This is a genomic window from Planomonospora sp. ID91781 (assembly GCF_015711595.1).
Taxonomy (GTDB): domain Bacteria; phylum Actinomycetota; class Actinomycetes; order Streptosporangiales; family Streptosporangiaceae; genus Planomonospora; species Planomonospora parontospora.
In genome coordinates this window covers 642,122-660,251 of sequence record NZ_JABTEY010000003.1, presented here as the reverse complement: position 1 = coordinate 660,251, position 18,130 = coordinate 642,122, and the positions used below count along the sequence as shown (strand labels likewise).

At 73.2% G+C, this 18,130-nt stretch carries 18 protein-coding genes; 12 read left to right on the top strand and 6 right to left on the bottom strand.

Going from position 1 to position 18,130, the window contains the following annotated elements:
• Positions 1-282 precede the first annotated feature (282 nt).
• Positions 283-1,086: a histidinol-phosphatase gene (hisN, locus tag HS048_RS33250; protein WP_084008407.1), complete on the bottom strand. Its 804-nt coding sequence runs from the start codon at positions 1,084-1,086 to the stop codon at positions 283-285.
• A 275-nt stretch (positions 1,087-1,361) separates the two neighbouring features.
• Here hisN and HS048_RS33245 point away from each other — a divergent pair, with 275 nt between their 5' ends.
• Positions 1,362-1,805, top strand: a complete 444-nt coding sequence (locus tag HS048_RS33245) for a DUF4442 domain-containing protein (RefSeq protein ID WP_191898269.1) — start codon at positions 1,362-1,364, stop codon at positions 1,803-1,805.
• A gap of 120 nt (positions 1,806-1,925) precedes the next feature.
• On the opposite strand, the gene rsgA is transcribed toward HS048_RS33245, so the two are convergent.
• Both rsgA and aroA read right to left on the bottom strand, forming a co-directional pair.
• Positions 1,926-3,002, bottom strand: a complete 1,077-nt coding sequence (rsgA, locus tag HS048_RS33240; protein WP_196469936.1) for a ribosome small subunit-dependent GTPase A — start codon at positions 3,000-3,002, stop codon at positions 1,926-1,928.
• Positions 2,999-4,279, bottom strand: coding sequence for a 3-phosphoshikimate 1-carboxyvinyltransferase (gene aroA / locus HS048_RS33235; RefSeq protein ID WP_068897770.1), 1,281 nt, complete (start codon positions 4,277-4,279; stop codon positions 2,999-3,001). Before aroA ends, rsgA begins: the two co-directional genes overlap by 4 nt.
• A 174-nt stretch (positions 4,280-4,453) precedes the next feature.
• On the opposite strand from aroA, the gene HS048_RS33230 reads away from it, so the two are divergent.
• Both HS048_RS33230 and HS048_RS33225 read left to right on the top strand, forming a co-directional pair.
• Positions 4,454-5,194 carry an SOS response-associated peptidase gene (locus HS048_RS33230; RefSeq protein ID WP_068897769.1) on the top strand — a complete coding sequence of 247 codons (741 nt, stop codon included), beginning with the start codon at positions 4,454-4,456 and terminating at the stop codon, positions 5,192-5,194.
• 208 nt (positions 5,195-5,402) lie between these two features.
• Positions 5,403-5,735, top strand: coding sequence for a TraR/DksA C4-type zinc finger protein (locus tag HS048_RS33225; protein WP_084008406.1), 333 nt, complete (start codon positions 5,403-5,405; stop codon positions 5,733-5,735).
• A 131-nt stretch (positions 5,736-5,866) separates the two neighbouring features.
• On the opposite strand, the gene HS048_RS33220 is transcribed toward HS048_RS33225, so the two are convergent.
• A complete protein-coding gene (locus HS048_RS33220; RefSeq protein ID WP_196469849.1) occupies positions 5,867-6,613 on the bottom strand; it encodes a methyltransferase domain-containing protein in 747 nt (248 codons plus the stop codon).
• A gap of 165 nt (positions 6,614-6,778) precedes the next feature.
• Here HS048_RS33220 and HS048_RS33215 point away from each other — a divergent pair, with 165 nt between their 5' ends.
• From HS048_RS33215 to HS048_RS33185, 7 genes are all read left to right on the top strand, one after another.
• Positions 6,779-7,501 (top strand): sigma-70 family RNA polymerase sigma factor, encoded by a 723-nt coding sequence (locus HS048_RS33215; RefSeq protein ID WP_255529844.1) that lies wholly within the window; start codon positions 6,779-6,781, stop codon positions 7,499-7,501.
• Entirely contained in the window at positions 7,498-7,764 is a 267-nt protein-coding gene (gene rsrA / locus HS048_RS33210) for a mycothiol system anti-sigma-R factor (RefSeq protein ID WP_068897766.1), read from the top strand. Before HS048_RS33215 ends, rsrA begins: the two co-directional genes overlap by 4 nt.
• A gap of 196 nt (positions 7,765-7,960) precedes the next feature.
• The gene (locus HS048_RS33205) at positions 7,961-8,911 is read left to right on the top strand and encodes an NAD-dependent epimerase/dehydratase family protein (protein WP_196469848.1); all 951 of its coding nucleotides are present in this window, start codon (positions 7,961-7,963) and stop codon (positions 8,909-8,911) included.
• 269 nt (positions 8,912-9,180) lie between these two features.
• A complete protein-coding gene (locus HS048_RS33200; RefSeq protein WP_231647402.1) occupies positions 9,181-10,518 on the top strand; it encodes an HD-GYP domain-containing protein in 1,338 nt (445 codons plus the stop codon).
• Positions 10,515-11,795: an HD-GYP domain-containing protein gene (locus tag HS048_RS33195; protein ID WP_068897763.1), complete on the top strand. Its 1,281-nt coding sequence runs from the start codon at positions 10,515-10,517 to the stop codon at positions 11,793-11,795. The genes HS048_RS33200 and HS048_RS33195 overlap by 4 nt, the downstream gene beginning before the upstream one ends.
• A 160-nt stretch (positions 11,796-11,955) precedes the next feature.
• Positions 11,956-13,296: an acetyl/propionyl/methylcrotonyl-CoA carboxylase subunit alpha gene (locus tag HS048_RS33190; protein WP_196469847.1), complete on the top strand. Its 1,341-nt coding sequence runs from the start codon at positions 11,956-11,958 to the stop codon at positions 13,294-13,296.
• Between the two features lie 141 nt (positions 13,297-13,437).
• Positions 13,438-13,650: a biotin/lipoyl-binding carrier protein gene (locus HS048_RS33185; protein WP_153054295.1), complete on the top strand. Its 213-nt coding sequence runs from the start codon at positions 13,438-13,440 to the stop codon at positions 13,648-13,650.
• Positions 13,651-13,740: 90 nt separating this feature from the next.
• Here HS048_RS33185 and HS048_RS33180 read toward each other — a convergent pair whose 3' ends face one another.
• A complete protein-coding gene (locus HS048_RS33180) occupies positions 13,741-14,121 on the bottom strand; it encodes a thioesterase family protein (RefSeq protein ID WP_230882420.1) in 381 nt (126 codons plus the stop codon).
• A gap of 24 nt (positions 14,122-14,145) precedes the next feature.
• On the opposite strand from HS048_RS33180, the gene HS048_RS33175 reads away from it, so the two are divergent.
• Both HS048_RS33175 and HS048_RS33170 read left to right on the top strand, forming a co-directional pair.
• Positions 14,146-14,328 carry a hypothetical protein gene (locus HS048_RS33175; protein WP_068897759.1) on the top strand — a complete coding sequence of 61 codons (183 nt, stop codon included), beginning with the start codon at positions 14,146-14,148 and terminating at the stop codon, positions 14,326-14,328.
• A 300-nt stretch (positions 14,329-14,628) separates the two neighbouring features.
• Positions 14,629-16,296 (top strand): serine/threonine protein kinase, encoded by a 1,668-nt coding sequence (locus tag HS048_RS33170; RefSeq protein ID WP_196469846.1) that lies wholly within the window; start codon positions 14,629-14,631, stop codon positions 16,294-16,296.
• A gap of 85 nt (positions 16,297-16,381) precedes the next feature.
• Here the strand turns inward: HS048_RS33170 and HS048_RS33165 are convergent, their stop codons facing one another.
• On the bottom strand, positions 16,382-18,031 hold the full coding sequence (locus HS048_RS33165) for an acetolactate synthase (RefSeq protein WP_068897757.1): 1,650 nt from the start codon (positions 18,029-18,031) through the stop codon (positions 16,382-16,384).
• Between the last annotated feature and the right edge of the window lie 99 nt (positions 18,032-18,130).

Below are 18,130 nucleotides of genomic sequence, written 5' to 3'. Positions count from 1 at the left end.
GCCGGAAGACGTGAGCATTGCCGTGTGAATACCGTTCCGGGTGATCTCCATGGCTCTCACATGGGAATTCGCGCCCGTGGAGGGTGGAAGGGAGACCCCTGGGCGTGGCAGGGAAACCCGGCGCCCGAGGACGCCGGGTCACGGCCAGGAGGCGGAACGGGCGGGCGGATGGGCGCGGCCGGATCGGCGGGCGCGGACCGGCGGTGCCGGAGGAGCGGAAGGCGGAGAAGCGGAAGGCGGAGCGGGTGGATCGGACCGGCGGTGCCGGACCGGTCGGGCGGCTCAGGCCGACGGGGTGAGCGGGCCGCCGCCGAGGCGCTCGAGGACCTCGCCGTGCAGGGAGCCGTTGGTGCAGACCAGGCTCCCGCCGTCCAGGCCGGGGACACCGGACAGGTCGGTCCAGGTGCCGCCGGCCTCCTCGACGATCACGGTCAGCGCCGCGATGTCCCAAGGGGAGAGCTCGGGCTCGGCGGACAGGTCCACCGCGCCCTCGGCGACCATCATGTGGGACCAGAAGTCGCCGTAGGCGCGGCTGCGCCAGACGGAGCGGTTCAGGTCGAGGAAGCGGTCGAGCCTGCCGGCCTCCTCCCAGCCGCCGAGGCTGGAGTAGGAGAAGGAGGCGTCCTCCAGGCGGGTGACGGAGGAGACCCGGCAGGGGGTGGCCTCGGCCAGGCTCCTGCCGGTCCACGCGCCGCCGTCGCGGGCGGCCCACCAGCGGCGGCCGAGCGCCGGGGCGGAGACCAGCCCGACGACGACGCGGCCCTGGTCCATCAGGGCGATGAGCGTGGCCCAGACGGGCACGCCGCGCACGTAGTTCTTGGTGCCGTCGATCGGGTCGACGATCCATGAGCGCGCGCCGTGGCCGGTCGCGCCGAACTCCTCGCCGACGACCGCGTCCTGGGGGCGGGCGCGCCGGAGGGTGTTCCGGATCGCCTCCTCGACCGCGCGGTCGGCGTCGCTCACCGGGGTCAGGTCGGGTTTGGTCTCGACCCGCAGGTCGACGGCCCTGAACCGGCGCATGGTCATGTCGTCGGCGGCGTCGGCCATGACGTGGGCGAGGCGGAGGTCGTCGTTGTAACCCGTCACGGGGGGCAACGCTATCGCGTCGGCGTGCCGTACAGGAGGGGCGGTGCGTGTTCGGGAGGGGCGGACGGTCCGGCCCTCGGGCCGAGGCGCACCGGCGGCCTTCTCCGGTGGTACGGCGGGCGGACGGTCTTCTCCAGGGGTACGGCCTGCGCACGCCCTCGTCCGGCGGCATGGCGCACGGACGGTCCGGACGGCGCGCGGACGGTCCGGACGGCGCGCGGACTCCGGCGCAGTACCCGTTGGCACTTTTATTACCCACGAGTAGCATCGGGGGCATGACCTTTGACGTGGGTGCCTTCATGCTGCAGAGCGTGCCGTTCGCGCGGACGCTGGACATCGCGTTCGAGAAGGTGGAGCCGGGCCTCGCGGTCTGCCGGATGCCGGACCGGTCCGACCTGCACAACCACCTGGGCGGTCCGCATGCCGGTGCCCTGTTCACCCTGGCCGAGTCCGCCTCGGGCGCCGCGATGCTCTCGGCTTTCGGCGACCAGCTGTCGCGGGCGACCCCGCTGGCCGCGAGCGCGGCGATCCGCTACGTGAAGCTCGCGATGGGCGAGGTCGTGGCCGAGGCCCGGCTCCAGGCGGACCGGGAGGAGGTCGTGGCCCTGCTCGACGCCGGCCGCCGGCCCGAGTTCGACGTCGCCGTCGGCATCAGGACCGCCGACGGCACCCCGGTCGCGGAGATGACCGTCGCCTGGACCCTGCGCCCCAACCGCTGAGGCTATGCCTCCGGACGTGCTCTCCTGGTCCGGCGGTCGTCCGCGCGGTGAACCCCGCTTCAGGCCCGCCTGCCGGGCGCGGCAGGACGGCCCGGGCCGGGACGGAGGCGTCAGGAGGCGTCAGGGGGCGTCCGGCCGCCGGTCGTCGTCGGGGGCGCCCTCGCGGATGGCGAGCAGGCGGCGGAGCGAGACGAGCCGGACGGGGTCGGCGCGGCCGGCCGCCACCCATCCGTCCAGGGCGCACTCCTCACCCAGGTGGTTGCAGCCCTTGGGGCACTCGACCGTGCCCTCGACCAGGTCGGGGAAGCCCGCCAGCACGGTCTCGACCGAGACGTGGGCCAGCCCGAAGCTCCGCACCCCCGGGGTGTCGATGATCCAGCCGCCGTCCGGGAGCGCCAGGGCCACGGCCGAGGTGGAGGTGTGCCGGCCCCGGCCGGTCACCGCGTTGACGTGCGAGACGGCCCGGTCGGCCCCCGGGACCAGGGCGTTCACCAGTGTCGACTTGCCGACTCCCGAGTGCCCGACGAGCACGCTGATGCGGTCCCGCAGCCGCTCCCGGACCTCGTCGAGCGTCCCCCCCTTGCCGACCACGACGTACGGCACGCCGAGCGGTGCGTACAGCGAGACGAGCTCCTCGGGCGGCGCGAGGTCGGACTTGGTGAGGCAGAGCAGGGGCTCGATGTCGGCGTCGAAGGCCGCCACGAGCATCCGGTCGATCATGCGGGGCCGCGGCGGCGGATCCGCCAGCGCCGTGACGATCACGAGCTGGTCGGCGTTGGCGACCACGGGACGCTCGATGCCGTCGGTGTCCTCGGTGTCGTCGGCGGAGCGGCGGAGCATCGAGGCGCGCGGCTCCACCCGGACGACGCGGGCCAGCGTGTCGGGCGCGCCGGAGACGTCGCCGACCAGCGAGACCCGGTCACCTACCACGATCCCCTTGCGGCCCAGCTCGCGGGCCTTCATCGCGACGACGAGCCGGCCGTCGTCCCCGGCTCCCGAGGCCCGGTCCCTGGCCCGGCGCCGCTTCTCGCCGGCGGAGGGCCCGGCGGTCACCAGGCACGTGTAGCGGCCCCGGTCGACCGCCACGACGAACCCCTCGACCGCGTCCTCGTGCGCGGGACGGAGCCGGGTCCGGGGCCGGGAGCCCTTGCCCGGCCGGACCCTGACGTCGTCCTCGTCGTACTGCCGCTTCCTCAGCGGTCGCCTCCCAACATCCGCGCCCACATCGAGGCGAACTCCGGCAGGGTCTTGCCCGTGGTGGCGATGTCCTCCACCAGCACCCCGGGTACGGCCAGGCCGATCACCGCGCCGGCCGTGGCCATGCGGTGGTCGGCGTAGGAGTGGAACACCCCGCCGGTGAGCGGGCGGGGCCGGATCTCCAGCCCGTCGTCGGTCTCGTTCGCGTCGCCGCCCAGTGCGTTGATCTCGGCGACCAGCGCGGCCAGCCGGTCGGTCTCGTGCCCGCGGATGTGCGCGACGCCCCGGATCCGGCTGGGGGAGTCGGCCAGGGCCGCCAGGGCGGCGATCGTCGGGGTCAGCTCGGCGACGTCGCGCAGGTCGGCGTCGATGCCGGAGATCCGGCCGGTGCCGGTGACCGCCAGCCCGTCGGCGGTGAACGCGACGGAGGCGCCCATGCCGGCCAGGAGCCCGCGGAGCTGGTCGCCGGGCTGCGTCGTCTCGGCGGGCCAGCCGGGGATGACGACCGTGCCGCCGGCGACCATCGCGGCCGACAGGAACGGCGCCGCGTTGGACAGGTCGGGCTCCACGGTGAAGTCGGTGGCCCGGATCGGGCCGGGCTCGACCCGCCAGACGTCGGGCTCGGAGTCGTCGACGTGCACGCCGCGCTCGCGGAGCATCTGGAGCGTCATCCGGATGTGCGGCTGCGACGGGATCGGCGGTCCGGAGTGCCGGACCGTCACCCCCTTGGGGAAACGGGCGGCGACCAGCAGCAGGCCGGAGAGGAACTGCGAGGAGCCGGACGCGTCGAGCACGACCTCCCCGCCGGTCAGCGGTCCCCGCACGGTGAACGGCAGCGCGTCTCCGGTGACCTGCGCGCCCAGGGCGCGCAGCGCGGCCAGGATCACGCCCATCGGGCGCTTGCGCGCGTGCGGGTCGCCGTCGAAGGAGACCTCGCCGTCGGCCAGCGCGGCCATCGGCGGCACGAAGCGCATCACGGTGCCGGCGAGGCCCACGTCGATCCGCCCCCCGGCGGTGACCGGCCCGGGGACGACCGTCCAGTCGAGGCTGGAGCCGCCCTCGTTGGAGGAGGTCATCGTGGTGCCGAGCGCGCGCAGGGCGTCGGCCATCAGGTCGGAGTCGCGGCTGCGCAGCGCCAGCCGTACGGTGCCGGGGCCGTCGGCCAGCGCGGCGAGCAGCAGCGCGCGGTTGGTCACGGACTTCGATCCCGGCACCGGGACGGTCGCGTGGACGGGTTCGGTCGCGGTCGGGGCGGGCCACAGCGGAGCGGACGACATGTGATGAGCCTACCGAGACCGGCCCGCCGGACGGGAAACGCCGTGGGCGGCGGAGCGGAGGTGTCGGACGGGAAACGCCGTGGGCGGCGGAGCGGGGGGTGCCGGACGCGGAACCGCGCGGCCGAAGTGGCGGAGGGGGCGCCCGGGAGGCGTGGGAGGTGGCAGAGTGGGGACATGTGCGGAAGATTCGCGTCTGCGCGGGGTAAGCAGCAGCTGCTGGAGGAGTTCGAGGTCGAGGTCGACGGGGCCGCCGACGCCGAGCTCCGGCCCGACTACAACATCGCGCCGACCAAACCGGTCTACACCGTGCTCAGCCGGGCGCCGAAGGGCGACGCCGAGGACGGCCGGGCGGTGCGCCAGCTCCGCGTCATGCGCTGGGGGCTGGTCCCGTCCTGGGCGAAGGACCCGGCGATCGGCTCCAAGATGATCAATGCGCGGGTGGAGACCGTGGCGGAGAAGCCCTCGTTCCGCAGGGCGTTCAAGGAGCGCCGGTGCCTGGTCCCGGCCGACGGCTACTACGAGTGGGCCGTGCTGGAGGAGACCGACGCCAAAGGCAGGCCGAAGAAGCAGCCCCACTACATCCGGCCGGCGGACGGCGGGATCATGGCGATGGCGGGGCTGTACGAGTTCTGGCGCGACCGGGGCCGGCCCGACGACGACCCGGACGCCTGGCTCGTGACGTGCACCGTCATCACCACCTCCGCCGTCGACGCGGCGGGCAGGGTGCACGACCGCATGCCGATGCTGATCGAGCGCGACCGGTGGGGCGAGTGGCTCGATCCCGGGGTGCCCGACGCGCAGGGGTTCCTCATCCCGGCCGGTTCGACGGGGCTGGTGGCCCATCCCGTCTCCACCGCGGTGAACTCGGTCCGCAACAACGGGCCCGAGCTGATCGAGGCGCTGCCGGAGGAGTGAGGGCGGGCGCCGGGGCCGTCCGGGAAAACGGCTGGTGGCCGGTGTAAGAAGCGTGCGGAGCGGGCATCCGGTGAGGAAAGCGAATCCTCCGGCCGAACCCCCCGCGGCGACGCGGTCCGGGGACGCCGGGGAGCCCACCCCTCGTGCCCGGCGGGAGATCCGGGGAATCCCGCCGAAGGCCGCCCCCACGTCCCGGAGGTGCGGGTCCGTGAACGACGCGACCGCGCGTGTGCGCCTGGAGAGCATGCTCAGCGAGCTCGACCGCTCCATCGGAATCCTGCGGGGGGACCCCGCGGCCCTGCGCGACCGCTCGGCGGCGGACGCCGGGTCCGACCTGGTCGACGCGGACCGCAACCAGGCCATGCTGGAGGTGGCCACCCGGCACCGCCGTTCGGTCCTGGAGGCGCTCAGGCGGATCGACGACGGGTGCTACGGCCTGTGCGTGGACTGCGGCCGGCCCGTGCCGGAGGGCAGGCTGGAGGCGCGTCCCGAGGCCTCCCGGTGCGTGCAGTGCCAGTCCCGCAGGGAGCGCCGCCGCTGACCGGTCGCCGCCGACCTCCCGGCCGCCCCGCGGTCCGTCACAGGCCCGCCCCGCGACCCGTCAGCGGCCCGACCCGCCGGTCGGCCGTCCGGGCCGGTCGTCCACCGCCGCGTCGGCGGGCCCGCCGGGCCTCAGACCCGCCGGGCGCTGGCGACCAGGTGGATGCCCACGGTGTCGTCGTCGTCCGGGTGGGCCTCCAGCTCGGTGCGGACCAGCCAGTTCAGCGCGCGGGAGTCGGCCGCGAGGACGTGGTCGACCGTCGAGGGGGACAGCACCGTGCGGGGCCGTATCCACTCGACCTCCAGCCCGGCCTCGGCGAGCAGCTCGCGCAGCTGGGCGCTGCTGAAGCAGCGGGTGATGCTCCCGTCGGGCCAGGGCACGAGCATGACCTCGCTGGTCTGGCGCAGGTGGGCCCAGTAGTTCTGCTCGGCGAGGATCGCCATCCCCAGCACCAGGGAGTCGACGCAGACGAGCGCCCGCCCGCCGGGGCGCAGCACCCGGGCGACGTCGGCGAGCGCGGACTCGGCCATGAGCTCCAGGGACATCGACCGGTCCTCGGCGAGCACGGCGTCGACGCTGCCGTCGGGGAGGAAGCGCAGGTCGTCGGCGCGGACCTGGCGGACCCGTTCGGCGTCGCGCAGGACGGGCTGGCCCTCCACCGCCACCGCCCGGCGGAAGTCGACCACCTCGATCACCCGGTGCCCGGCCCGGGCGGCCTGCGCGGACCAGCGGCCCTGGCCGCGGGAGAGGTCGAGGACGACGGAGGGGCTCCGGGGGAGCCAGCGGTTCAGCTGCTCGGCGACGACCGCGCGGTAAAAGGTCCAGTACGGCCCGAGCGTTCCTGAGCCGTTCAGCTCTTCGGCCGGGATGGGCAGCACAAGCGGCTCCTGGCGTCGGGGTTCCGGTGGTCTGAAGCTACCTGCCGGTACGTATGTTTTTCCCCGTACCGGGTCGTTCGTCACCTTCCATCTTGAGGGAACAGACGGCCGGACGGGCGTGTTGCCAACGAACAGCGCACACCCTTCCGGGAGGTTGGCAAGCGAATGCTCGCGTTGATCGAACCCGTCGCCCGCCCCGGTGACCGGGCTTTCCCTGGCGAGCGGGTATCCTCCGCTCAGTACGGTGTCCCGCGTGAGCCGGACTCCGGAGATCCTAAGGGGGTGGGTCCGGTCCCTGCGACAGATGCGGAGACTCTGGAACAGCGGAGCGAACGGTTCGAGCGGGACGTGATGCCCTACCTCGACCAGCTCTACTCCGCCGCGCTCCGGATGACCCGGAATCCCGCGGATGCGGAGGACCTCCTCCAGGAGACCTTCGCCAAGGCCTTCGCCTCCTTCCACCAGTTCCAGGAGGGCACGAACCTCAAGGCCTGGCTCTACCGCATCCTCACCAACACCTTCATCAACAGCTACCGCAAGAAGCAGCGGGAGCCCAAGCAGGCCGGCACCGAGGAGATCGAGGACTGGCAGCTGGCGAGGGCGGAGTCGCACACCTCGACGGGACTGAAGTCCGCCGAGATCGAGGCGCTCGACCACCTGCCGGACAGCGACGTCAAGGACGCGCTGGCGGCGCTCCCGGAGGACTTCCGGATCGCGGTCTACCTCGCCGACGTCGAGGGATTCCCCTACAAGGAGATCGCCGAGATCATGGGGACCCCCATCGGGACCGTGATGTCGCGGCTCCACCGTGGCCGCCGTCAGCTGCGGACGCAACTCGAGGACTACGCCCGGGAGCGTGGCCTGGTTCCTGCGGAGGGTGCAAAGTGAGCTGTGGAGATCACCACGACACGGACTGCCGCGAGGTCCTGGACAAGGTCTACACCTACCTCGACGGCGAGCTCGACGAGGGCGACTGCGCCGACATCCGCCAGCACCTGGACGAGTGCGGCCCGTGCCTGCGGGAGTACGGCCTGGACCAGGTGGTCAAGCAGCTGGTGGCCAGGCACTGCGGCTGCGACGCGGCGCCCGAGGACCTGCGGGCCAGGATCCGCGACCGGATCGATCAGGTCCGCGGCGAGCTGGCGACCTGACCCCTGGGGCCTCCCGTACGTGCGACGCGGCGCCCGAGGACCTGCGGGCCGGGATCCGCGGCGAGCCGGCGACCTGACCCCTAGGATCTCTCGTACGACGGCGGCCGCGCGGGCAGGCGGGTGAGCCCTCCCCGGAAGAGGTGAGAGGCCCCCGCAGGAACCCGGTCGCGGCCAGGCAACGAGAACGGGGGTCGGCATGCGGGTGCTCGTCACCGGAGGGGCCGGGTTCATCGGGTCGAACCTGGTGGACCGGTTGCTGGCGGACGGTCACGAGGTCGGGGTCGTGGACGACCTGTCCTCGGGGAGCCGCCGCAACCTGGCCGGGGCGGAGGGGGACCCGCGCTTCAGCCTGCACGAGATGGACATCCTCGACCCCGCGCTGGCCGGTCTGGCCGCCGACTTCCGGCCGGAGGTGGTCTGCCACCTCGCCGCGCAGATCAGCGTGCGCAAGAGCGTGGCGGACCCGGTCCGCGACGCCCGGCTCAACGTGGAGGGCACTGTCGCGGTCCTGTCCGCCGCCTGCCGGGGCGGCACGCGCAAGGTCGTCTTCGCCTCCTCCGTCGCGGTGTACGGCCGTCCCACGGTCATCCCGGTCCCCGGGGACGCCGCGACCGACCCGCGTTCGCCGTACGCCGCCTCGAAGCTGAGCGCGGAGGTCTATCTCGCCGCCTTCAAGGCGCTGCACGGCATCGACTACACCACCCTGGTGCTCTCCAACGTCTACGGTCCCCGCCAGTCGCCCGAGGGAGAGGCCGGGGTGGTCGCGATCTTCACCGACGCGCTGCTCAACGGGGCCCCCACCGTGGTCTACGGCGACGGCACGCAGACGCGCGACTACGTCTACATCGACGACGTGGTGGACGGTTTCGCCCGCGCGTGCGGGGAGGCGGGCGGCGGCGGGCGGTTCAACCTGGGCACCGGGGTGCAGACCACCGACCGGGAGCTGCACACCCTGGTCGCGACGGCGGCCGGGGCGGCCGACGAGCCGGGGAGCGCGCCCGCACGACTGGGAGACCTGCCGGCGATGGCGGTCGACCCCGCCCCCGCGGCCGAGGCGCTCGGCTGGCGGCCCCGGACGGATCTGGCGACCGGGTTGAAGCGCACCGTCGAGTGGGCGATGACCCGCTCCGCGGCCCGGCAGGGGTGACGGCGGACGGCATCCGCGCCGCCCCGTCGGCCAACTCCTCGTGCTGGGTTGGTTACGCTTTGCTTGCGATTGCCGGTCCGTCCTGCCGGATCCGATTCGCTTCTGTAGCCTGAGACGCGAAATCAACGTGGAGGCAGCGCATGTCGAAGGAAACGGTCAGCCGGGCGCACCCGGGGATCTCCTGGACCTGAACACGCGCCCGTAGGACCCCTAGGGTGGCCGCATTGCGTGGACTGCCATGGTTTGCCAAGGTCTACCTTGTCGCCGTGATCGGGACGGCCTTCGGGCTGCTCGTCCACGGCGTGGCCGGGAACGGCAGGATCGAGCAGCTCGAATGGTCCACCCTGCTGGTGCTGGCCCTGCTGTTCCTGGTGTGCGAGTCGATGCCGACACTCCTCAGTGTCAGGCAGGCCGCGGTCTCGGTCAGTTTCTCGGCCGCGCTCGCCGCGGTGGTGCTGACGGGTCCCGAAGGCGCGGCGCTCGTCGGCATGACGGCCGTGCTCAGCGTGCGCCCGGGGCTGCCGCTGGTGAAGCGGCTGTTCAACGGCGCGCAGTTCGCGCTCTGCGGCTACGTGGCGGGCTGGGTCTACGAGAGCCTGCTCGGCCGGCCCGCCGGGGTGCCGGGCGTCGGGGGCGGCGGAGGCGTCGAGTTCAGCGACCTGATCGTGCCGTTCGCGGGCGCGGCGGCGGTGTTCGTGCCGCTGAACTTCGTGCTGATCGCGCTGGTCCTGGCGGCGACCGGCCAGGCCGACCAGGTCCCGCTGCGCGGACTGGCCCAGTTCATGGTCTCCTACCTGGGATACGCCACCTTCGGCCTGCTGATCGCCGGGCTCTGGACGACGGTCAACTCGATCGCCGCGGTGCTGGTGCTGATCCCGCTGTTCGTCGCCCGCTGGGCCTTCGGCCAGTACCTCGCCCAGCAGCGCTCCTACGACGCCACGATCGCCGCGCTCTGCCAGGCGGTGGAGACGAAGGACTACTACACCCGCGGACACTGCACCCGCGTCTCCCGGGCCTCGGGGATGATCGCCGAGGAGATCGGGATGGGCTCGGAGCGGCTGCGCGCGATCCGCTACGCCGGGATGCTCCACGACGTGGGCAAGCTGGGCGTGCCGACGAAGGTGCTGCAGAAGGAGGGGCCGCTCACCGAGGAGGAGTTCGCCGCCATCCAGCTCCACCCGATGCGGGGACTGGAGATCGTGCGGGGCATCGACTTCCTGGACGAGGCCTTCGCCGGGATCATGCACCACCACGAGCGGCAGGACGGCAGGGGCTACCCGATGGGGCTGGCCGGTGACGAGATCCCGGAGTTCGCCCGGATCATCGCGGTGGCCGACGCCTTCGACGCGATGACCTCCGACCGCTCCTACCGCAACGCGCGGTCGGTCGAGGTCGCCACGGAGGAGCTGCGCAAGGGGGCGGGCGCCCAGTTCGACCCGGTGATGGTGAACGCCTTCCTGCGCGCCCTGGACCGCCAGGGGTGGGAACCGCCGTGCAAGGTGGCGGCCCCGCCGGCGGACGCGGCGGAGACCACCACCAAGGACCACGACGACCCGACCGCCCCGATCCAGGTGGTGTCGGACGTGACCACGGGGACGGAACGATGACGAACACGGCTGCGCTCACGGCCGCGCGGGCGTTCCGGCGGCTCGACTCCGGGCAGGTCCTGCTCATCTCCGCGGCGGGTCTGATGGCGCTGGCGGGCGTGGCGTACACGGCGGCGGTGGGGCTGGTCCAGGCCGAGTTCGCCATCGGGTTCGGCGCGCTGATCGCGGCGGGGGAACTGGCCAGGCTCACCATGCCGGGCAACCGGGAGGTGGCTCCGATCGGAGCCGCCGCGGCGCTCGGCTACACCCTGCTGCTGGACGTGGGGACCACCCGGGCGGAGCATCCCGCCCTGCAGGTCGTCGCGGTGACGGCGGTCGGGATGGTGGCCGGGGCGCTGCCGCACCTGGCGGTCGGGCGCCCGCCGCAGCTCGACGCGCTGGCCCGCAGGCTCCTCACCGGCTCCCTGCTGGCCATCGCCTACCGCCCGCTGGCCGAGCCGCTCCGCCTGACGACCCTCCCGCCCGACGGGAGCTGGACGCCCGCGCTGGGCGTGATGACCGCGTTGATCCTGGTGACGGTGCTGGTGGACGTGTTGCTGGCGGCCGTCCTGCGGGCGGAGCAGGTGCGCGCCGCGTTCGCGGTGGCCGTCCGCGACGAGCTGCGGATGGCCGCCCCGCTGGGCACCGCGGTGGCGGCCTCCGGCGTCCTGCTGGCGCTCGCCTCGCACAGCATGGACATGGCCGCACTGCTGGTCTTCGCCGCTCCGCTGCTGGTGACCCAGGTGGCCTTCCGCAAGTACGCGGGGATCCGGGCCACCTACCTGCAGACCGTGCGGGCGCTCTCGCAGGTGACCGAGGTGGCCGGCTACGTCGAGCCGGGACACTCGCGCCGGGTGAGCCGCCTGTCGGTCGCCGCCGGGCGGGAACTGGGCATGGCGGAGCCCGAACTGCTGGAGCTGGAGTACGCCGCGCTCATGCACGACATCGGCCAGCTCTCGCTCCGCGACCCGATCCCCGGCGGCGCGACCGTGCTCACCGACCCGGCGCAGGCGCGCCGCATCGCCGAGCTGGGCGCCGAGGTGATCCGGCAGACGGGGGTGCTGGACCGGGTGGCGGAGATCGTCCGCCGCCAGTGCGAGCCCTGCGGTACGGCGCCGCCGCTGTCGAGCCGCATCATCAAGGCCGCCAACGCCTACGACGACCTGGTCGGCGGCTCCACCGACCGTGACCGGGCGGGGGCCGCGCTGGAACGGCTCCGCCTCGGTTCCGGAGTGGAGTACGACCCGGCCGTCGTCGAGGCGCTGGCGCGGGTCACCGGGCGTCTCGCCCGCTACTGATCCGCTCACGAGGTGAGCTCTCACGGCTTGTCGCACCGGGGTTTCCCGCCCCGCGCATTGTAAGTTTCCTACAGTTCGCGCCGCTGTGATCAGTGGCGTCGGGCGAAAGGCTGTGCCGAGATCTCGGCCATAGGGTGGAGCGGTCGAAAGGGGCCACTACGTGTTCGAGTCTGTCCTGGTCGCGAACCGAGGCGAAATCGCCCGGCGCGTCATCCGCACGGTCCGCCGCATGGGGGCGAGGGCCATCGCGGTGTACTCCGAGGCCGACGCGGACCTGCCGTTCGTGAAGGAGGCCGACGAGGCGATCCTGTTGGGTCCCGCCAATCCCGCGCAGAGCTACCTCGACGCGGGCAAGGTGATCGAGGCCGCCCGCGCCTCCGGCGCGCAGGCGGTCCACCCCGGATACGGCTTCTTCTCCGAGAACGCGGACTTCGCGCGTGCCGTGATCGACGCGGGGCTGGTCTGGATCGGCCCCTCGCCCGAGGCGATCGAGCGGATGGGCGACAAGATCAACGCCCGTAACCTGATGGAGGCCGCGGGCGTGCCCGTCGCGGCCGGGACCAGGGAGCCGGTCACCGACCTGGAGCAGGCCGTGGCCGCCGCGGCCGGGATCGGCTACCCGGTCATGGTGAAGGCGGCCGGTGGCGGCGGCGGCATCGGGATGGGCGTCGCCCACGACGAGGCGGGGCTGACCAAGGCCTTCGAGACGGCCGCGCGCGCCGCGGCGCGGTTCGGCGGAGCCGGAGGCGGTCCCGCGATCCTGCTCGAGCGCTACATCGAGCGCGCCCGTCACGTCGAGGTGCAGATCCTCGGTCTCCCGGACGGGAGGGTCGTCGCGCTGGGCGAGCGGGACTGCTCGGTGCAGCGCCGCCACCAGAAGGTCGTGGAGGAGACCCCGTCCCCCGGCATCACCCCGGAGCTGCGCGAGCGCATGCTGGCCGCGGCCGTACGGGCGGGCGAGGCCGTCGGCTATCTGGGCGCCGGGACCGTGGAGTGCCTGGTCGACGCGGACGCGCAGGACTTCGTGTTCCTGGAGATGAACACCAGGCTCCAGGTCGAGCACCCCGTCACCGAGCTGGTCACCGGCGTGGACCTGGTGGAGCAGCAGCTGCGGATCGCCGCGGGCGAGGCGGTGGACCTGCGGGTGGCCCCCGCCGGGCACGCGATCGAGTTCCGGGTCTACGCCGAGGACCCCAAGCGGTTCTTCCCCGGACCCGGCAAGATCGACGTGTGGGAGGAGCCGTCCGGGGAGGGCGTGCGGATCGACTCCGGCTACACCGCCGGCAACACGGTCACGCCGTTCTACGACCCGCTGATGGCCAAGCTGTGCGTCTTCGGCCGGACGCGGGACGAGGCCCTGGAGCGCGCCCGCAAGGCGGTGGCGGGCTTCCTGGTCGAGGGCCCCAAGAACAACCTGCCGTTCTGCGCCGAGCTGCTGGAGCACCCCGAGTTCGTCTCCGGCGACTACGACACCGGACTGGTGTCCCGTATGAGGGCCTGATCGTTCTGGCACAGTTGGAGGGTGCGGGCGGCGGGCCGGGCACGGAGGATCGGGCGCGTACGGCGCGGCATGACTCGTCCCTGCTCCGGCGGAGGCCGGAGCGGGCGCGATCGTTGACAGTGACAGTGATGGGAGTTCCCGGTGGCTGAAGTACGCGCGGAGATGGTGGCGAACGTCTGGAAGGTGCTCGTCAAGGAGGGCGACACCGTGGAGGACGGCGACACCCTGGTCATCCTGGAGTCGATGAAGATGGAGATCCCGGTCATCGCGGAGGACGACGGTGTGGTGGCGCAGCTCAAGGTGGCCGAGGGAGACGTCATCCAGGAGGGCGACCTCATCGCCGTCATCGAGTAGTCCCCGGCCGGAGCCGCGCCGCGCGGGAGGCGACCGGCCGGGGTGCGGCGGGTGCGGGCGGCGGACGTGTCGGCGAGGGAGCGCTCGCGGTCAGCGGACGTGCCTGGCGAGAAAGCGCTCGCGGTCGACGACCACGCGCTCGATCGTCCCCGTCGCGACGGTCGCCTGCCCGTCGCGTGCGGTGAAGGCGAAGACCAGCCGGCGGCCGTCGACCTCGGTGAGCTCGGCGGAGATCTCGACGTGGGCGCCGATCGGGCTGGCCGCCAGGTGCTCCAGGGCGACCCTGGTGCCCACGGAGGTCTGGCCGGGCCCGAGGACGTCCGCGACCGCCTGGACGGTGGCGCGTTCGGCGAAGGCGAGCAGGCGGGGAGTGCCCAGCACGGGGACGTCGCCGCTGCCGACCTTCACGGCGGTGTCCTCCTTCTCCACCATGATGAGCAGCCGGGAGCGCAGACCGGGAGCGAGCGTCATGCGCGTCAGCATAGGGTCTGAGCCGTGACCTCATACTGCGATCACTGCGGTCTCCCGGCCGATGCGGGCGAGCACGCGTCCTGCCTCGCCGCGCGGGCGATGGAGCCGCCGCGCTACTGCTCCCGCTGCCGCCGCCGGATGGTGGTCCAGGTGACCCCGCTGGGCTGGTCGGCCCGGTGCGTGGAGCACGGCACGCTCAGCGGATGACCGGTCCGCGAGCGCGCCGGGCCGCTCCGCGGTGGAGGACGCGAGGCTCGCCGTGACCGGTGCCGGGCCCGGCGTGGAGGGAGCGGATCCCCGTTGCGGACCGGGCCGTCCGGCCGGACGTGGCAAAATATGTAAATACCCCCAAAGTTTGGACTTTTGTGTCATGCTGCCGCTCGTCCCACAGCGAGCGGGCAAACGGCATACAGGCCTTCGTTATGCTGCCGTGACGTTGCCGCGATACAAATCCGCTTTGTTGGAGAACCCTGGGGTGGGAGTGGAGAGGGTTACGGGGGAGTAGTCATGGTGGCCCAAGGCACGACGCTGGCCGGGCGGTATCGCTTAGATACCCGCATCGGTGCCGGCGGCATGGGCGAAGTGTGGCGTGGCGAGGACACGGTCCTGGCCCGCACCGTCGCCGTGAAGGTGTTGCTTCCGGGCCGCACCGACGATCCGGGGTTCCTGGTGAGGTTCCAGGGCGAGGCCCGGGCGATGGCGACGATCAATCATCCGGGGGTCGTCGACGTCTACGACTACGGGGTTCACGAGGTGCCCGGCGCGGGGGCGACGGCATACCTGGTGATGAAGTTCGTGGACGGCGAGCCGCTCGACCGGCTGCTCGGCAGGCTGGGCAGCATCGCCCCCGGCGCCGCGATGGAGCTCATCGCCCAGGCGGCCTCGGCCCTGCAGGCGGTCCACGACCAGGGCATCGTCCACCGGGACGTCAAGCCCGGCAACCTGCTGGTCCGGTCCGACGGCACGCTCGTGCTCACCGACTTCGGCATCGCCAGATCCGACGCCGCCAGCCGGCTGACCGACGCGGGCATGGTGCTCGGCACCGCCTCCTACTGCGCGCCCGAGCAGGCCGAGGGCGCGCCGGTCACCCCCGCGGTGGACATCTACGCCCTGGGCGTGGTCGCCTACGAGTGCCTGGCGGGCCAGCGGCCCTTCGACGGCGACAGCCCGGTCACGATCGCGCTCAAGCACATCCGGGAGGCTCCGCCGCCGCTCCCCGAGCGCATCCCGCCGGCGATCCGGGCCCTGGTGGAGCGGGCCCTCTCCAAGGACCCCGCCCGGCGCTTCCCCAGCGCCGCCGCGATGAGCACCGCCGCGCGGCAGGCGATCGCCGGCCCGGAGACCGGGGCGACGGTGCTCCCGCCGGCCCAGCAGCCGATGCCCGGAGCCGTCCAGGGCCTGGCCGGTCAGGGCGCCGCCCCGCGGCAGGACGGCCCGTACCCCGAGACCGGCTGGAGCGCGGCCGCGCAGCCGACCGCCGGATGGCAGGCGGCCTCGCCGGCGCCGCCCGGCACGCCCACCGAGCTCTCCCCCGGGAGGCGGGGCCGCCGGGGCGCGAAGCCCAAGCGCCGGGGCGGGCTGCTGGCCATGGCCTCGGCGGGCGCCGTCGTGGTCTGCGGCGGGCTGGTCGCGGTGGCGCTCAACACCATGGCGGCGAGTTCCGAGGTGCCGGGCATCGACAGGGCCAGGGCGACCGATCCGGCCGTGAGGCCCGTCGACACTGAGCCGACGAAGAGCCCGTCGCCGAAGCCGACCCGGACACGTCCCAAGCCCACTCCGACGCAGAACCGCCAAGTCCCCGACCCCACGCCCGAGGTCACCGAGGAGCCGGAGCCCACCCCGACCCCGACGAAGAGCCCGTCGCCGAAGCCCACCCCCACCAAGGGGAGCCCCAGTCCGACGCCGACGCCGACGCCGGTGGCGAAGAAGAAGGTGCCGAACGTCACCCAGCTGCCGCTCGATGCGGCGCTCCAGCAGCTCAAGGCCGCCGGACTGAGAGGGAAGGTCCAGAAGAGCGGCGGATCCGAGACGCAGAAGTGCTGGATCGTCTACCAGCAGTACCCCCCGGCCGGGGAGATGCTGGATCCCCGGGTCCCGGTCGAGCTCATCGCGGACGCCGTGGCGTGTGCCGGCGACCCGACGCAGACTCCCACGCCGACGGCGACCAAGGGCTGACCCGCCGGGGCGCCGGCTGAGAACTCGCCCGGCGCCCCCCGCGCAGAGGCCCGGGCCCACGGCCCGAGTCGCTGCGCGGGGGACCTCACACGCCGGTGGTGGTGCGCGGGTAGGCCACGGACGGGTCGGTGGCGATGTTCACCATGTACGGCACGCCGGAGTCGAACGCGCGGCGCAGCGCGGGACCGATCTGCGACGGGTCGGTGACGAGCTCACCGCCGCCGCCCAGGGCGGTCACCACCTGGTCGTAGCGGCACTGCGGCTGGAGCTCGGCGGCCACGTCGTAGCCGTAGAGCATCTGCATGGGGTGCTTCTCCAGACCCCACATGCCGTTGTTGCCGCAGATCATCACGACCGGCAGGCGGTGCCGTACGAGCGTGTCGACGTCCATCAGCGAGAAACCGGCCGCGCCGTCGCCGAGCAGCAGCACGACCTGCGAGGAGGGCCGGGCCAGCCGGGCGGCGATCGCGTAGCCCAGGCCGGTGCCCAGGCAGCCGTAGGGGCCCGGGTCGAGCCAGTTGCCGGGCTGGCGGGGCTCGACGTACTTGCCCGCGTAGGAGACGAAGTCGCCGCCGTCGCCGATCACCACGGCGTCGTCGGCGAGGATCCTGCCGAGCTCACCGTAGATCCGCATCGGGTGGATCGGGTCGGAGGCGGACTCCAGCAGCTGGACGTCCCCGGCGATGGCGGCCCTGGACGCCTCGGCCAGGGTCGACAGCCACGGGGCGTAGGTCTTGGGGGAGACGCCCGCCTCGGCGCACGCCGAGGTCAGGCCCCAGAAGACCAGGGACAGGTCGCCGGCGGCGGCCCCGGCGGGCTTCATGTGCGTGGCGACCTGCGACGGCGCGTCGGTCAGGTGCACCACCTTGGCGAGCGGCGCGCCCTCCTTGCCCCCGAACCAGCCGTAGCCGAGCCGGAAGTCCAGCGGGGTGCCCGCCACGATCACCAGGTCGGCCTGGGCGAAGGCCAGTCCCCGGGCGCGGTTGACCAGCAGCTCGTGCCCGGCCGGCAGGATGCCGCGGCCCTGGCCGTTGGGGATGACCGGCAGGCGGTACTCCTCGGCGAAGCTCCGGGCGACCTCCTCGGCGCGGTCCATCCACACGTCGGAGCCGAGCACCAGGATCGGCCGCTCCGCCTCGGCGAGCAGTGCGGCGATCTGCGCGAGGGCGCCCGCGTCGGGTTCGAGCGGGGAGGGGGTGAGCGTCTCGGTGTGGTGCTCGGCCGCCGGGGCGAACAGGTCGTCCATGTGGAAGTCGAGGAAGACCGGACCCCGGTGCGGGGCGATGGCCGTGCGGAAGGCCATCTCGACGTCCTGCCCGACGGAGTCGGCGCCCGAGCCGGTGAAGGCGAGCTTGGTGACCGGCGCGAGCAGCGGCGGGTGGTCCATCTCCTGCAGCGCTCCGGAGCCCCAGCGGGACCGGGGGGCCCGTCCTCCCATGACGACGACGGGGGAGCCGTTGAAGTGCGCGGTGGCCACGCCGCTGACGCCGTTGGTGACGCCGGGCCCCGCGGTGAGCACGGCCAGGCCGGGCCTGCGGGTGAGCCGGGCGGTGGCCTCGGCGGCGAAGACCGCGCTCTGCTCGTGCCGCACGTCGAGGATGGACACGCCTTCGTGCACCGCCCCGTCGTAGAGCGGGAAGACGTGCCCGCCGGACAGGGTGAACATGGTTTCGATGCCGTAGGCCTTGGAGACGGCGACCGCGATGTCGCCGGCGTGCTTGGGGGACGACTCCATACCGCGAAACCTACCAGTCAGTCACTTAGCCGGACAGGGGAGTTGCTCGGGGGTGTTCGTGGCCTTCTACCTCCCCAGATTCCCCCCTGTCACACGCGC

Coding starts and splice junctions, on each gene's coding strand:
- HS048_RS33245 (WP_191898269.1), top strand. CDS start 1,362: ATGACCTTTGACGTGGGTGCCTTCATGCTGCAGAGCGTGCCGTTCGCG.
- aroA (WP_068897770.1), bottom strand. CDS start 4,279: ATGTCGTCCGCTCCGCTGTGGCCCGCCCCGACCGCGACCGAACCCGTC.
- HS048_RS33230 (WP_068897769.1), top strand. CDS start 4,454: ATGTGCGGAAGATTCGCGTCTGCGCGGGGTAAGCAGCAGCTGCTGGAG.
- HS048_RS33215 (WP_255529844.1), top strand. CDS start 6,779: ATGCTCGCGTTGATCGAACCCGTCGCCCGCCCCGGTGACCGGGCTTTC.
- HS048_RS33205 (WP_196469848.1), top strand. CDS start 7,961: ATGCGGGTGCTCGTCACCGGAGGGGCCGGGTTCATCGGGTCGAACCTG.
- HS048_RS33195 (WP_068897763.1), top strand. CDS start 10,515: ATGACGAACACGGCTGCGCTCACGGCCGCGCGGGCGTTCCGGCGGCTC.
- HS048_RS33180 (WP_230882420.1), bottom strand. CDS start 14,121: ATGACGCTCGCTCCCGGTCTGCGCTCCCGGCTGCTCATCATGGTGGAG.
- HS048_RS33170 (WP_196469846.1), top strand. CDS start 14,629: ATGGTGGCCCAAGGCACGACGCTGGCCGGGCGGTATCGCTTAGATACC.
- HS048_RS33165 (WP_068897757.1), bottom strand. CDS start 18,031: ATGGAGTCGTCCCCCAAGCACGCCGGCGACATCGCGGTCGCCGTCTCC.